The sequence below is a fragment of the Kangiella koreensis DSM 16069 genome (assembly GCF_000024085.1).
GTDB lineage: Bacteria > Pseudomonadota > Gammaproteobacteria > Enterobacterales > Kangiellaceae > Kangiella > Kangiella koreensis.
The window spans coordinates 1,880,781-1,894,925 of record NC_013166.1; the positions used below are offsets into that span (position 1 = coordinate 1,880,781).

Genomic DNA, 14,145 nt, shown 5'->3' on the forward strand with positions numbered 1-14,145 from the left:
GGCGCGAATAGGAGTTTTTATGAACACAAAAACACTGGGAATTATCAGCATCTTAATGCTTGCCAGCCTCTTGAGCGCCTGCAATGACGATCCATCAAAAGAGTCAAACAAAGAAAAAACAAAAGCCCAAAATGATGATGAGATTGGGGTTCTGGAACCTTATTTAGAAGAACCCGTTTTAGAGTCACACCACAATGGCGAGCGAAAGTTTGGTCTCTACTACGAAAGCGTTGGGCAAGGGAAGTTTCAGGACTGCAAAACAGGTAAGCAATACATTGTCGATATCAGTGCGGATAACAGCCTACTCCATGCAACCTACCTTGCACTAACCCAACATAGTGAGCAAAGATTACTGATCGAATTAGTCGCTGAAATCGAGACTGATAATAATGATGTCAGCATACTTCAAACACAGAAACTGTTAAGAGTTGTTCATCTAAGCAGCTGCCCTTGATATAACTTTAACCCCATCCGCACCCTTTCTCCCCTAAACCCAAACTAATTATATTCTGACATTTTACAGACCCTTTCCAGATTCTTTCCGGGCTCCATACTTACTCGATCGTTACCGCATCAAGAATGACTTAAATTTCATACACTTTAATGCAGATATGAAGCGGTCATTAATACATTTCTAATGTACTATTAAATCACCCAAGTTAAATCCTAAATCAAAATCAACAATAAGTAACTTGAGTATAACCATAACAATTTCACCATAGCTAAAAGGAACTTCACATGTCATTTAATTATTCTAAATTCTTTAAAGGCACCAACCCAGAGCCTGCTGGCGAGTCCCAAGGATATCCAGTCCCAGGTCGTCAATCTGCAACAGCCGACGAGATAGCTGGCAATGCTTTTTTTGCTTCGCAATGTGACTGGCAAAATGTTGTTAATGAAGAATATGACTACATCGTTATCGGAACCGGCCCAACCGGTGTTGCCTTTATCGAGCAAATCTACTCACTGAATCCAAAAGCCAAAATACTGGTGCTTGAAAGAGGTGGTTTCTGGCTACCCGTGCATTACCAAATGCTGCCCGATGCTTTTGCTCAAACTACTGGCTCACCGCCAACCACCTACCCCTGGTCAAGAACTCGCAAAATGGTCACCACCACACCAGATTTTTTCCAGGCTGGATATATTCCCGTTGTAGGAGGCCGCTCGACTTATTGGAGTGCCTGGAGTCCCTCTCCTACTCCAAACCTGATGCGAGATTGGCCACAGGAAATGATCGACGTTACCTTACAGCCCAATTTTTGGGAAAGGGCCAAAAAGTTTTTGCATGTTACGTCGATGGATAAAATCAATGATGGTGTCTACGGCAATCTGCAATCGCAGCTGGATACCAATATCGCCAATAACTTTAAGCAGTTTGTGCCATCGGCAGAGAATGCTTTTCCGGCACCAATAGCCGTTGCCAACCCAGAATGGAAAACTGTTAAATTTTATAAGTACTCAACGGTAGGCACCTTATTAAACATCCATCAAAAACAAAAAGACTTATCACAGACAGGTGATGGAACAGCTCTCACGATTGCCGACCAATGTGTTGTTGAGCAGTTAGTGCATGATGACGAAGGACAGGTCATAGCCATTAGCACCAGCAGAGGAAGCGTGAATGTTGCCAATGCAAAAATTATTTTAGCCATGGGCGCCATTCCGCCAGCAACACTTCTTATGAACTCTTTCAAAGATAGCCTTCCCAATGCCGGGCAAAGATATACTGGACACTTTATGTCACATGTGACCGCACGTGTTAAACGCTCAGCTTTCGATGACTTATCCGACTTAGAAATAGGTGCAATTTACCTTGAAGGAAAAGCCAGCAATGACCTTCAATACCATGTCCAAGCGAGTGTCTTTGCGGAACAGAATCCTGCCAAGGATAGCACTACGCTGGCTCGCGAATGTCCCGATGCGGCAGCAGCCCCAACCAGCAAGCAGATGCTGGGCTCTGAGGATTATGTTGTTTTTGTCTGTGCCACTTTAGGTGAAGTCAGCGAGAAAAATGACAACAACTGGATAAAGCTCAATCAGAATCAGGACCCAACCACTAACATTAATCTGCAGTTATTACTGGGCGATGAGGATAGACAATTATGGGACGAACTGGACGATGCTACCTATCAGACAATTGCTGCACTATCATCAAAACAATCAACACCCGAGATCGAATACTGGGTTGATAAGCCGGATGGTAGCGGCTATTGGACATCCGATAAGCCACCACAGGAGCAAATTCGACTGAACATCATTGTTCATGAAGCATCTCAGTTGTGGGTGGGAACCGATCCAAATGACTCTGTGGTCGGCCTCGATTACCGCCCTCATGGTGTCAACAATGTCTATGTTACTGGAGCAGGACTTTTCCCCACCTCAGGCTCATGGAATCCCACGCTGACCATGTGTGGATTTGCTCAGGACTTAGCTACAAAACTGGAACAATAACCCGCCCCAATTTTTATTGAACATAAAAAAAGCCCGGCAACTTTGCTGGGCTTTCTGTACCATAATTACGCAGGAAAATGGTTCAAGTTCGAGGCGCCTGCCTGTTTTTTTCGCGGAGGCGACCTATAGGGTCGTTGAACATTAAAAAAGCCTGACGAAAATGCCAGGCTTTCTTTCAAGCAATTACGCAGGAAAATTGTCCAAATTCGAGGCGGTTAATCATTTTTCAGCGGAGGTGACCAACTAGGTCATCGAGCATTAAAAATGATTAACCAACAAAGAAGTTGGGCAATTTAACCAGTAATTATAGTTTGTCAGCTGACTCGGACAAGTACTTCGCCACACCTTCAGGCGTCGCATCCATACCTTTATCACCTTTGTTCCAACCTGCTGGGCAAACTTCGCCGTGCTCTTCGTGGAATTGTAGCGCGTCAACCATACGAATTAATTCGTCAACGTTACGACCTAGTGGTAGATCGTTTACTACTTGGTGACGAACAACGCCATCTTTGTCGATTAGGAATGAACCACGGAAAGCAACGCCTGCTTCTGGATGCTCAACATCAAACGCTTGGCAGATTTCGTGTTTTACGTCAGCGACCAGAGTATAACCAACTTGGCCAATACCACCGTTGTTGATGTCGGTGTTACGCCATGCGTTGTGAGTGAAGTGAGAATCGATTGAAACACCGATTACTTCTACGCCACGCTTTTTGAACTCTTCTAGACGGTGGTCGAATGCGATCAGCTCTGATGGACATACGAATGTGAAGTCTAACGGGTAGAAAAAGACAACAGTTGGCTTGCCTTTAGTTGTTTCGGCAAAGTTAAAGTCTTCTACGATCTCGCCGTTGCCTAATACTGCTGCTGCTGTGAAATCTGGTGCCTTGCGGCCTACTAATACTCCCATTATTTCCTCCAAGAGTGTGTTTATTCAATTTTAGGTGTGCGTATTATACGCTGATATGACAATAATTCTTAAGACCTTTCACAAAAGATTAAAGGTCTTTTTTTAACGGTTCAAAATTTGAACGGTAACTCAATTCAATCACCTGTTGGCTTGCGCGCTCGAATGCCTTTTCGGGTTTGCTCGAAACTTTCTCGCATCAGGGTTCTGAACCATTTGTGCAGTGCCGTTTGGTGTTGCCTTTCATGCCAGTAGAGATATATGTCCAGAAGTGGCAGTTTCAAGGGCATTTCTTTCATAACTACGCCATAACGCTCGCCTTCTTTTTCTGCGACTAGCCGCGGCATCGAAAACATCAGATCGGTTCGACTACAGATATCCAGTGCTAGGTGAAAGGTTGGAACGTATAACGCAATGTTTCGCGATAATCCCTGTTTCTCAAGTGTGCGATCAATAAAGGGTTTTCCTTTACCGGTAACCGTAACCAGCCCATGTCTTTGTTTTAGGTATTCGTCCATACCGATGGCCTTTTGCTTTGCCAGACGGTGCTGTTTGGACATGACTAGAACAAACTCATGCTGGATCAGATGATAATGGTGGTATTTGGTACTTTCTAACGATTTGTCCTCTTCGCTGACCAGAAAATCAATATCCCCCTGCTCCAGTAAAGAAATCCCGTCCGGGCGAATATTAAAAGAACGCAAGGCAACATTCGGGGCCTGTACTTGAAGATCTTGCCACAGATTTGGCATGAACAGGCTCATCTCTAAATCCATCGACATAATACTAATTTCACCTTTGGCTTTGGCTGGCTCAAATTTTTCCGGTTGCATCATACACATGAAATCAGCTAACCAGCTCTTGAGCTTTGGTTGTAGCTCCAGCGCTTTATCAGTCAACTGGTAACCATTCCCCACTCGAATGAGCAAAGGGTCATTAAGCATATCCCTCAGTCGTTGTAGCGAACGACTGACAGCGGGCTGACTCATATGAAGTCGATCTGCCGCATTGGAAATGTGCTTTTCCTCAAGCAGCACATCCAGTAACACCAGCAAATTCATATCTAACGAACGAATATTCTCAACCTGCATAACCATTATCTCTCAAATGCATTTCATGCATAACTATAAACCAGTTACAGTCGCTCCATCAAGTCAGTCGATTTAATTTGGAGTTAATTATGAGTAGGAAACAAGTTGCCGTGGTCTATCACAGTGGTTATGGCCACACTAAAGTACTTGCCGAACAGGTTCACCAAGGTGTGCTGGATGCTAATGCGGATGCCGCACTGGTTTCAGTCAATGATGTCGATGAGCAATGGGATACGCTAGCCAAGGCCGATGCCATCATTTTCGGTAGCCCCACTTATATGGGTAGCGTCAGTGCCGATTTTAAGGCTTTTATGGATAAATCCTCCAAAGTGTGGGCGGAGCAAGGCTGGAAAGACAAGCTAGCGGCAGGCTTCACCAATTCTGGGTCTATGAGCGGCGATAAACTGAATACATTGATTCAAATGTCGGTGTTTGCCGCCCAACAAAGCATGCTATGGGTTAGTTTAGGTCTGATGCCCGGTAACGCCAGTAGCGAAGCTTCCCCTGATGATGTAAACCGAATTGGCGGTTACCTGGGAGCCATGGCGCAGAGCAATACTGATCAGGGCGCGGATGTTGCACCACCACAAAGCGATCGTGAAACAGCGCGATTACTGGGGGTGCGCGTTGCTGAAATAGCCAAAAAATTCAACTAGTTAGTCATTTAAAACTGACTTTCACGTCACCTTCACAAGCATTACGCTAAGGTGACTTCATCAGTTCCCAACTGTGTTGTTGCAAAGCGTGCTGTTGCAATCTTGTTTATTGAAATCTGTATTCAACAGACTCGTCTGAAACATGGAAGTTATTTGTGACACTTCCCCTGGCCACTTTGTGTGGCCTTTTTTTTGCCTATAAGCCAAACAATAGCCCTATTGCTTCTTGTTGATCAGGATCAAATAAATTCTAAATGGCAATGCAAGAGCAGTTGACAATCATTCGCATTTAGATATAATCCTAACTATCGAACACTTTTTACCCAACTATTATGTACGTTTGCCTTTGTAAAGCTATCACAGATAAGCAAATTAAAGACGCCGCTTTTAACGGTGCCGCTAGTATGCGTTGCCTGAATAAAGAGCTCGGCGTTGCTACTCAGTGTGGTAAATGTGCAGTTACTGCAAAGCAGATTTTGCGTGAGCATCATAGCCAAGTCACTCAGTTTGACCCACAGACTACGCCTAATTATGTAGATGCGACTCTTGGTAAAGCCTTGTAGGCTCGTTTAGATTGATACAAAGCCGCTTTTTAGAGCGGCTTTTTTGTGCCTGCTTCCCTTAAATAGCACACCGAAAACAAACTCCCCACTATCAACAACCACTCTCAAATAAGAACAGATACCATTTAGCAATCATTCTAATTTACATTTAAATTCAATAAGTTACGTATCTTCCAACTTGCTTGATCCAGGTCAAAGTCGTACAATCGTTGAATACATTCTTAACTATCGGATTAAAACAATGAAAGGCGACGCAAAAGTTATAGAAATTCTTAACAAGGCATTGGGCAACGAGTTAGTTGCTATTAACCAATACTTTTTACATGCACGCATGTACAAAGACTGGGGCTTAAAAGAGTTGGCCGATCATGAGTACGAAGAATCAATTGATGAAATGAAGCATGCCGATATGCTCATTGAGCGTATTCTGTTTTTAGAAGGTTTACCAAACCTGCAAGACTTGGGCCGTTTACGTATTGGTGAAGATACCAAAGAAATGCTAGAAAGCGATTTGGCGCTTGAACTTGACGCAATTCCAGATTTACGTGACGGCATTAAATACTGCGAAGAAGTTCGTGATTATGTTAGCCGCGATCTTCTTAACCATATTCTTGAAAGTGAAGAAGAACACGTAGATTGGTTGGAAACTCAGTTAAGTTTGATTGATAAAATCGGGATTCAAAATTATCTGGCTGAGAAAATGAAGGAAGGCGGAAACTAAGACGTCTAACTTAACAGCATTCAAGGGCAACATCTGTTGCCCTTTTTTGTGGATTGCTTTTAACCTTGTCTAACTCTATCAGGATAATCAGTAAAGATACCATCAACACCCATCGCTTTCACTTTAGCAATATTATCAGGGTCATTCACAGTATGGACATAAAGCAACATGCCTTCCTCATGTACCTGCTCCACAAGTTCCTTGCTAACCAGACTTAAACTTGGATGAAAACTATAAGCGTTAACATCGCGCGCAAAGCTCAATGCGACATCGGGTAACTCATCAGCGATAACACCAATTTGTATATCTGGATCAAGTTGGCGTACCAAAAATAACTCAGAGTACAAATACGATGAGATAATGAAGTTTTCTTTTTTATAACGGTCTTTATCCAATAACTTAACCAGTTCCATAACCAGACTAGCAGTTCGCAATCCTTTGAGTTCAATATTGATAAACGTATCGATATCAATCAGCTCAATCACATCATGCAAAAAGGGAATCTTCTCGCCCTGCCCTGCATCTAGACTACGCAAATAGTCTATTGAGTGATCGAGCAGTAAGCCTGATCCATTGGTAGTTCTTTCCAGAGTGTCATCATGAAAAACCAGCAAGTTCCCATCAATATTTTGCACATCAAACTCAACACCATCGACTCCAAGCTCTAACGCTTTGCGAAAAGATAATAGAGTATTTTCCGGAGCCAGCCCCATGGCACCGCGATGACCGATGACTTTCATGCTATTTAGCGCTCTTTTGCTTCTTATCCCTAACTTTCAAGTTGGTGCCAAAAGATTTACTCTCAAACAGATCGATAACTTTAATCAGGTCGCTTAACTTCTTATAGCCATAATTGCGGATATCAATGGAAGATTTATTCGCTATGAAGGATCCGATAGGTCCTAATGAGGCCCAGCCATCATCATCCGAAGTCATTTCAATTGCGTTCCTGATCAGCTCGATAAGTTTCGTATCTTGCTTGAGCTTACTCGGAGAGAATTTCGAAACTTCTGTATTATCAAGCTTAGCACCCAACTCTAAAAAGCGGGTACAGGCATTTCGGAAGGCATCCGGTGTTTTGGTTTCGCCATAGCCAAAAACCAGTTTACCTTCGTTGATAAGACGAGTGGCTAAAGGAGTAAAATCGCAATCGGAAGTGACCAGGCAAAAGATATCAACATCCTTTCCATACAGTACATCCATCACATCAATCGCCATAGCCAGATCGGTTGCGTTCTTTCCTTTGGTTAAATCAAATTGCTGAATCGGCTGAATGGCAAACTCTAACAGAATATCTTCCCAGCCTTTCAGGTTAGCATTTTTCCAGTTGCCATAGGCTTTGCGAATAATAACCATGCCATGGTTAGCAAGATCTGACAGAATCAAATCGAAATATTTGCTCGAAGCATTATCAGCATCGACAAATAGTGCTATGTGCTTATTGTGTTCCATATTTTTCCTTCCATAAAAAAATGCCGCATATAGCGGCATTTAATCATATTAGCTGTTTGGGTAAAACGATGTTTTACTCAGGCTGGGTACCATAAGACTCATTAAGAGCTTCTTGTAACTCGCCTTGTTGGAACATCTCAAGGATGATGTCACAACCGCCCAAAAGCTCACCATCAACCCACAACTGTGGGAAAGTTGGCCAATTAGCGTATTTTGGAAGCTCAGCGCGAATGTCTGGATTTTGCAAAATATCAACATAGGCAAATTCATGGCCACACTGCATCAAGGCTTGTACCGCTTGAGCTGAGAAACCACACATTGGCAGTTTTGGTGAACCTTTCATATAAATTAAAACTTTGTTGTCTGCAATTTGTTGTTTGATTTGCTCAATAGTGTCGCTCATGTAAAACCTCGAATTTCGTTAGTGGGGCGCCCGACCCTGTATCAGATGGCGGCGATTATAACGCTTTTCAAGGGCGATGAGCACCGTTAATCGCAAGAAATCTTGATCTGCATCTATGCAATCGGAATTCTTGTCGCTACAATGCGTTACTAAATGAGAATTAGTTTCAATTAGCACTCTTTATTAGCACTATTAAAACGGCAGATAATTCACCATCTATGAGCGAATTTAGCGAGCACCCTATCCTGCAACTGGACAATGTTCAGTGTCGCCACGGCGAACAAGTCATTGTTAACCATATCAGTTTTAAACTCAAAGCAGGTGATAGTGCCTGTCTTTTAGGTCCCAGTGGTTGCGGAAAAACAACTCTATTACGTGCTGTTGCCGGACTCGAGCCGATTTATGAAGGCTTTATCAGTATTCATGGCCAGTTCTGTTCAAAGCCCGACTTCACCCTGCCCCCAGAAAATCGTCATTTAGGTCTGGTATTTCAGGATCATGCTCTTTTCCCTCATTTAGATATCTTCGATAACGTGGCATTCGGTTTGCGCCATCTGAACCGAAAAGAACGCCGTGAGCGAGTTCAGGAATGCTTGGAGCTGGTGGGGCTTGAGACGATGGAAAAGCGTTATCCCCATCAGTTGTCCGGTGGTCAACAACAACGCGTTGCCCTCGCTCGCAGTATCGCCCCGCGTCCTCAATTGATTTTGTTAGACGAACCTTTTTCTAGCCTGGATACACACCTTCGCCGCTCATTGGCACGGGAACTCAAAGGCCTATTAAAAGAGCAGAATATTGCTAGCTTGCTAGTCACTCACGATCAACAAGAAGCGTTTGCCATGGCCGATTACATTGGGGTTATGCACCAAGGCGAATTATTACAGTGGGATACACCCTATAACCTCTACCACAAGCCCGTGGATGCGCAAATCGCTTCCTTTATCGGCGAAGGTCATTTTATCGCAGGCCAAATTTCCGATCATCAGCACGTCAATACCGTGCTCGGTAATTTCACCATTGCCAATGGCCAAAAATTCACGCCCAATGACAGCGTTCTGGTGCTGATGCGCCCCGATGACGTTAAACCCAATATGAACTCCCCACTGCGCGGAAAGGTCACTCACAAAGTCTTTAAAGGCGCGATCATCGAATATGAACTGGAATTGGCGAATAAAGAGCAGTTAAAGGCTATTTTTCCTAGCCACCATGACTATCCCCTATCACAAGATATAGGGTTTGACCTAGATGTGAAGCACTTGATCGTGTATCCAGATCACATTTCTTTGTAAAATTTTTAACCAATTCAAAAAAAATGCAAATATGACTTGAAGCGCTTGACCTAGCGCAAGCCCAAGCCCCGCAAGGCCTCCCGACTTACCCACCATTTACTAACAAATTATCCACAGAAAATTCCCCAAGATATACTCTTGCCAAGCGGCAAAAAACGCACTATCTTGTATCCATTGCGACAGCAACTAACTATATATAGTGAATCAAGAAGTTCGTCTAACTTATTGATTCTCTGTAATCTCAGTCAAAAAATGAACAAAAAACAGCCAATCGGCAATAATGCAAAGAGGTCTGTGGAGGAATAATGGAAACCGAAGTCAGCAAACCTGAACAATCAGCTGCCAAAACACCAACTAATACGCCATCCCGTCCGGAAATCGAAGCTACCAAACCTGGTGAGATTCGTGTTATTCGCCGTAATGGAAAAGTGACGCCTTATGACGACAGCAAGATCGAAGTCGCCATGACCAAAGCGTTTCTAGCCGTCGAAGGTGGAGCAGCAGCAGCTTCCAGCCGTGTGCACGAAACGGTACGTCAATTAACCAAGCAAATCACTGATGCGTTCAAACGCAGAATGCCTGGTGGCGGTATCATCCATATTGAAGACGTCCAGGATCAGGTTGAACTGGCCTTGATGCGCAATGGCGAACAGAAAGTTGCCCGTTCTTACGTGCTATACCGTGAAGAACGTTCGCGCGAACGCGCCGCTCGCGACACAGCCAAGCTTGATGCTCTGGTTGGCGACAATCAGGTCATGGTAACCGTTGAAGACGGTAGTAAACGCCCATTAGATGTTGAACGTTTACATACAGTTGTGGTTGAAGCCTGTAAAGATCTGTCTGACGTTGAGCCAGACCAAATCCTTAAAGATACCATGCGTAACTTGTACGATGGTGTTGCCATTAAAGACGCCTACCAGGCATTGGTCATGACTGCTCGCACCATGATCGAGAAAGAACCAAATTACACTTACGTAACTGCTCGTTTACTGTTGGATAGCATTCGCTCTGAAGCTCTAAGAGAACTCGGTGTTGCAAAACGTGCCACACAAAGTGAAATGAACGCGATCTACCCAGAAGCCTTCAAGGCTTACTTGAGCGTTGGTGTTGAGAATGAATTGTTAAGCCCAGAACTGCTAAGTTTTGATCTCGACAAAATCGCCAATGCAATCAAGCCTGAACGCGACATGCTATTTACTTACCTGGGCATTCAAACGCTATTCGACCGCTACTTCATCCATAAAGACGAAGTGCGTATCGAACTTCCTCAGGTGTTCTGGATGCGTGTGGCGATGGGCTTGGCGGTCAACGAAGATGATCGTGAAGCGCGTGCGATTGAGTTCTATGATGTGTTATCCACATTCCACTACATGAGCTCAACCCCTACTCTATTCAACTCAGGCACTTTGCGTCCTCAGCTTTCAAGCTGCTACCTGACCAATGTTCCTGATGACCTCGACGGCATCTATGGCGCGATTAAAGATAACGCCCTATTGTCTAAGTTTGCCGGTGGTTTAGGTAACGACTGGACGCCAGTACGTGGCCTTGGTGCTTACATCAAAGGCACTAACGGTAAATCTCAAGGTGTTGTTCCCTTCCTGAAAGTAGCGAATGACACTGCAGTCGCAGTCAATCAGGGCGGCAAACGTAAAGGCGCAGTCTGTGCTTACCTTGAAACCTGGCACATTGATATTGAAGAGTTCCTTGAGCTACGTAAAAACACCGGTGATGACCGTCGTCGTACTCACGATATGAACTCTGCCAACTGGGTGCCTGACTTGTTCTTGAAGCGTGTCAGCTCCGATGGCGACTGGACATTATTCAGCCCGAACGAAGTACCTGATTTGCACGATCTGTATGGTAAAGAGTTCGAAGAGCGTTATGAATACTACGAAGAAATGGCCAAATACGGCAAAATCAAAACCGCTAAGACCATTCCTGCGAATGTTCTATGGCGCAAAATGTTATCGATGCTGTTCGAAACAGGCCATCCTTGGATTACTTTCAAAGATCCTTGTAACCTGCGTTCGCCACAACAGCACGTTGGTGTCGTCCACAGCTCTAACCTGTGTACCGAGATCACTTTGAACACCAAAGCTGGTGAAGAAATTGCGGTCTGTAACCTGGGTTCAGTCAACCTGCCAAAGCATATGAAAGACGGCAAATTGGACACTGAGCAGTTGGAAAAAACCGTTTCTACTGCGGTTCGTATGTTGGACAACGTGATTGATATCAACTTCTACCCAGTAGATACCGCACGTAAATCAAACATGCGCCATCGTCCAGTGGGACTAGGCCTGATGGGCTTCCAGGACGCACTGTACTTACAAAACATTCCTTACACCTCAGAAGCAGCGGTTGATTTTGCAGACAATGCGATGGAAGCGATTTCATACTACGCCATTCAAGCATCAACTGACCTTGCTGAAGAGCGCGGTTCTTACGAAAGCTTCGCCGGTTCTCTATGGTCGCAAGGTATTCTGCCGATTGACTCAATTGAGAAGCTAATCGAAGAGCGTGGTGCTGAGTTCATCGAAGTCGATACCAGTTCAACGATGGATTGGGATACATTACGTGAGCGTGTCAAAACAATTGGTATGCGTAACTCTAACGTGATGGCCATTGCACCAACCGCAACTATCTCTAACATCTCTGGTGTTTCTCAATCGATTGAGCCGACTTACCAGAACCTGTACGTGAAATCGAACCTGTCAGGCGAGTTCACAGTGGTTAACCCATACATGGTCAAAGAGCTTAAAGCTCGTAAGTTGTGGGACTCTGTGATGGTTAATGACCTGAAATACTACGAAGGTAGCTTACAGCACATTGACCGCATCCCAAGCGAAATTAAAGAACTGTTTGCAACCGCCTTTGAAGTAGAACCGAAATGGTTAGTAGAAGCAGCAAGCCGCCGCCAGAAATGGATTGACCAGGCGCAATCGCTCAACCTATACATGAGCGAACCGTCCGGTAAGAAACTGGATATGGTCTATCGCATGGCCTGGTTCCGTGGCTTGAAAACCACTTACTACTTGCGCTCACTAGGCGCAACCAGTACTGAGAAATCAACCATCAGTGATGGCAAGCTTAACGCCGTATCCTCTGGTCCAGCAGCCGTTGGCTCGGCAGCACCAAAAGCCTGCGCAATTGATGAGCCAGACTGCGAGGCTTGCCAATAACGGCAAGCTTTTCGCTTAAATGAATAACTAAAAAGAGAAGTGACGACAATGGAATGGGGTCGCAACGAAAGTTCGCCCCTTTTTTCACGAAAATAAAATGGCTATGCAAAGACGTGAAAAGCACAACCAAATTTAAGAGAGGTAAACATGTTCAACTGGGATGATTACAACAAAGAGGAAAAGGCCGAAGCGCCGAAGAAAGCACAACCAGCTCCTGCTCCCGTAGTCGAAGAGCAGCAAGAGCAAGCTGCGCCTGCGCAACAGGCAGCGGCTGAACCAAAAGCGACACAAGAAGAATACGTCGAGCCAGAAGCTTTAGACAATCTTGCTAAAGCACAAGCCGCTTTAGAAGAACTTGACGTAGCGCCTGGTTTGGAAGAATTAGAAATGGGCGCAGCTCGTATTGAAGTTGATGATAAGAAAATGATCAACTGCCGCGCTGACCTTAACCAGTTAGTACCTTTCAAGTACGACTGGGCATGGCAAAAATATCTGGATGGTTGCTCTAACCACTGGATGCCACAAGAAATCAATATGACCAAAGACGTTGCCACCTGGAAAGATCCCAATGGCTTAACTGACGATGAGCGTAAAATTGTTATGCGTTCTTTGGGTTATTTCTCAACTGCTGACTCATTGGTTGCCAACAATTTGGTACTGGCGATTTATCGCTTAATTACCAATCCTGAGTGCCGTCAGTACATTTTGCGTCAAGCATTTGAAGAAGCGATTCACACCCACGCCTACCAGTACTGCGTCGAGTCTTTGGGCATGGATGAAGCAGAAGTCTTCAACATGTACCGCGAAGTACCCAGCATCGCTAAAAAAGCCGCCTGGAGTATCAAGCATACGCAAGGTATCTCTAACCCGACCTTTAAAACGGGAACAGACGAAGCAGACCAGGAATTGCTACGCAACCTTATCGGCTTCTACTGTGTGACCGAAGGCATTTTCTTCTACTGCGGCTTCACTCAGATTCTGTCTATGGGTCGTCGCAATAAAATGACTGGTGTTGCAGAACAGTTCCAGTACATCCTGCGCGATGAATCCATGCACTTAAACTTCGGTGTTGACATCATCAACCAGATTAAACTGGAAAACCCACACTTGTGGACAGCAGAGTTCAAACAAGAAGTCCTGCAAATGATTCTTGAAGGTACTCAGCTCGAAATTGAATACGCACGTGACACAATGCCACGCGGTGTATTAGGCATGAACGCCGGCATGATGGAAGAATACCTACAGTTCATCTGTAACCGTCGTCTTGCTCAATTGGGTCTACCAGAACAATTCAAAAATGTCTCTAATCCATTCCCATGGATGAGCGAAATCATGGACTTGAAGAAAGAGAAAAACTTCTTCGAAACACGCGTGATTGAATATCAAACCGGTGGCGCCCTATCTTGGGATTAATACCTCCTGAGAAATCGCCC

Annotated in this window: 13 protein-coding genes; 8 read left to right on the forward strand and 5 right to left on the reverse strand. The window is 44.6% G+C overall.

The window, feature by feature from the left end; genetic code table 11:
• The first annotated feature begins 19 nt into the window (after positions 1-19).
• Positions 20-454: a hypothetical protein gene (locus KKOR_RS08705; protein WP_015780753.1), complete on the forward strand. Its 435-nt coding sequence runs from the start codon at positions 20-22 to the stop codon at positions 452-454.
• Positions 455-738: 284 nt separating this feature from the next.
• Complete coding sequence (locus tag KKOR_RS08710; protein WP_015780754.1) at positions 739-2,451, forward strand: GMC oxidoreductase; 1,713 nt, start codon at positions 739-741, stop codon at positions 2,449-2,451.
• Positions 2,452-2,755: 304 nt separating this feature from the next.
• Here the strand turns inward: KKOR_RS08710 and KKOR_RS08715 are convergent, their stop codons facing one another.
• The gene (locus KKOR_RS08715) at positions 2,756-3,361 is read right to left on the reverse strand and encodes a peroxiredoxin (protein ID WP_015780755.1); all 606 of its coding nucleotides are present in this window, start codon (positions 3,359-3,361) and stop codon (positions 2,756-2,758) included.
• A 134-nt stretch (positions 3,362-3,495) separates the two neighbouring features.
• Positions 3,496-4,455, reverse strand: coding sequence for a LysR family transcriptional regulator (locus KKOR_RS08720; protein WP_015780756.1), 960 nt, complete (start codon positions 4,453-4,455; stop codon positions 3,496-3,498).
• Positions 4,456-4,538: 83 nt separating this feature from the next.
• Here KKOR_RS08720 and KKOR_RS08725 point away from each other — a divergent pair, with 83 nt between their 5' ends.
• The 3 genes from KKOR_RS08725 (at position 4,539) to bfr (ending at position 6,389) form a co-directional block, all read left to right on the forward strand.
• Entirely contained in the window at positions 4,539-5,105 is a 567-nt protein-coding gene (locus tag KKOR_RS08725) for a flavodoxin family protein (RefSeq protein WP_015780757.1), read from the forward strand.
• 332 nt (positions 5,106-5,437) lie between these two features.
• Positions 5,438-5,668 (forward strand): bacterioferritin-associated ferredoxin, encoded by a 231-nt coding sequence (locus tag KKOR_RS08730; protein WP_015780758.1) that lies wholly within the window; start codon positions 5,438-5,440, stop codon positions 5,666-5,668.
• Between the two features lie 241 nt (positions 5,669-5,909).
• Complete coding sequence (gene bfr, locus KKOR_RS08735) at positions 5,910-6,389, forward strand: bacterioferritin (protein ID WP_015780759.1); 480 nt, start codon at positions 5,910-5,912, stop codon at positions 6,387-6,389.
• Between the two features lie 59 nt (positions 6,390-6,448).
• Here bfr and KKOR_RS08740 read toward each other — a convergent pair whose 3' ends face one another.
• From KKOR_RS08740 to grxD, 3 genes are all read right to left on the reverse strand, one after another.
• The gene (locus KKOR_RS08740) at positions 6,449-7,129 is read right to left on the reverse strand and encodes a glycerophosphodiester phosphodiesterase (RefSeq protein ID WP_015780760.1); all 681 of its coding nucleotides are present in this window, start codon (positions 7,127-7,129) and stop codon (positions 6,449-6,451) included.
• Between the two features lies 1 nt (position 7,130).
• A complete protein-coding gene (locus KKOR_RS08745) occupies positions 7,131-7,841 on the reverse strand; it encodes an NYN domain-containing protein (protein ID WP_015780761.1) in 711 nt (236 codons plus the stop codon).
• 73 nt (positions 7,842-7,914) lie between these two features.
• The gene (gene grxD, locus KKOR_RS08750) at positions 7,915-8,244 is read right to left on the reverse strand and encodes a Grx4 family monothiol glutaredoxin (protein WP_015780762.1); all 330 of its coding nucleotides are present in this window, start codon (positions 8,242-8,244) and stop codon (positions 7,915-7,917) included.
• 218 nt (positions 8,245-8,462) lie between these two features.
• On the opposite strand from grxD, the gene KKOR_RS08755 reads away from it, so the two are divergent.
• From KKOR_RS08755 to KKOR_RS08765, 3 genes are all read left to right on the forward strand, one after another.
• Positions 8,463-9,533, forward strand: coding sequence for an ABC transporter ATP-binding protein (locus tag KKOR_RS08755; RefSeq protein ID WP_015780763.1), 1,071 nt, complete (start codon positions 8,463-8,465; stop codon positions 9,531-9,533).
• 305 nt (positions 9,534-9,838) lie between these two features.
• Entirely contained in the window at positions 9,839-12,712 is a 2,874-nt protein-coding gene (locus KKOR_RS08760) for a ribonucleoside-diphosphate reductase subunit alpha (protein ID WP_015780764.1), read from the forward strand.
• A 147-nt stretch (positions 12,713-12,859) separates the two neighbouring features.
• Positions 12,860-14,125 (forward strand): ribonucleotide-diphosphate reductase subunit beta, encoded by a 1,266-nt coding sequence (locus tag KKOR_RS08765; protein WP_015780765.1) that lies wholly within the window; start codon positions 12,860-12,862, stop codon positions 14,123-14,125.
• Positions 14,126-14,145: the final 20 nt, after the last annotated feature.

Excerpts from the sequence above, each read along its gene's own strand:
- KKOR_RS08715 (WP_015780755.1), bottom strand. The coding sequence starts at position 3,361 with ATGGGAGTATTAGTAGGCCGCAAGGCACCAGATTTCACAGCAGCAGCA.
- bfr (WP_015780759.1), top strand. The coding sequence starts at position 5,910 with ATGAAAGGCGACGCAAAAGTTATAGAAATTCTTAACAAGGCATTGGGC.
- KKOR_RS08710 (WP_015780754.1), top strand. The coding sequence starts at position 739 with ATGTCATTTAATTATTCTAAATTCTTTAAAGGCACCAACCCAGAGCCT.
- grxD (WP_015780762.1), bottom strand. The coding sequence starts at position 8,244 with ATGAGCGACACTATTGAGCAAATCAAACAACAAATTGCAGACAACAAA.
- KKOR_RS08705 (WP_015780753.1), top strand. The coding sequence starts at position 20 with ATGAACACAAAAACACTGGGAATTATCAGCATCTTAATGCTTGCCAGC.
- KKOR_RS08765 (WP_015780765.1), top strand. The coding sequence starts at position 12,860 with ATGTTCAACTGGGATGATTACAACAAAGAGGAAAAGGCCGAAGCGCCG.
- KKOR_RS08725 (WP_015780757.1), top strand. The coding sequence starts at position 4,539 with ATGAGTAGGAAACAAGTTGCCGTGGTCTATCACAGTGGTTATGGCCAC.
- KKOR_RS08745 (WP_015780761.1), bottom strand. The coding sequence starts at position 7,841 with ATGGAACACAATAAGCACATAGCACTATTTGTCGATGCTGATAATGCT.
- KKOR_RS08740 (WP_015780760.1), bottom strand. The coding sequence starts at position 7,129 with ATGAAAGTCATCGGTCATCGCGGTGCCATGGGGCTGGCTCCGGAAAAT.
- KKOR_RS08730 (WP_015780758.1), top strand. The coding sequence starts at position 5,438 with ATGTACGTTTGCCTTTGTAAAGCTATCACAGATAAGCAAATTAAAGAC.
- KKOR_RS08755 (WP_015780763.1), top strand. The coding sequence starts at position 8,463 with ATGAGCGAATTTAGCGAGCACCCTATCCTGCAACTGGACAATGTTCAG.
- KKOR_RS08760 (WP_015780764.1), top strand. The coding sequence starts at position 9,839 with ATGGAAACCGAAGTCAGCAAACCTGAACAATCAGCTGCCAAAACACCA.
- KKOR_RS08720 (WP_015780756.1), bottom strand. The coding sequence starts at position 4,455 with ATGGTTATGCAGGTTGAGAATATTCGTTCGTTAGATATGAATTTGCTG.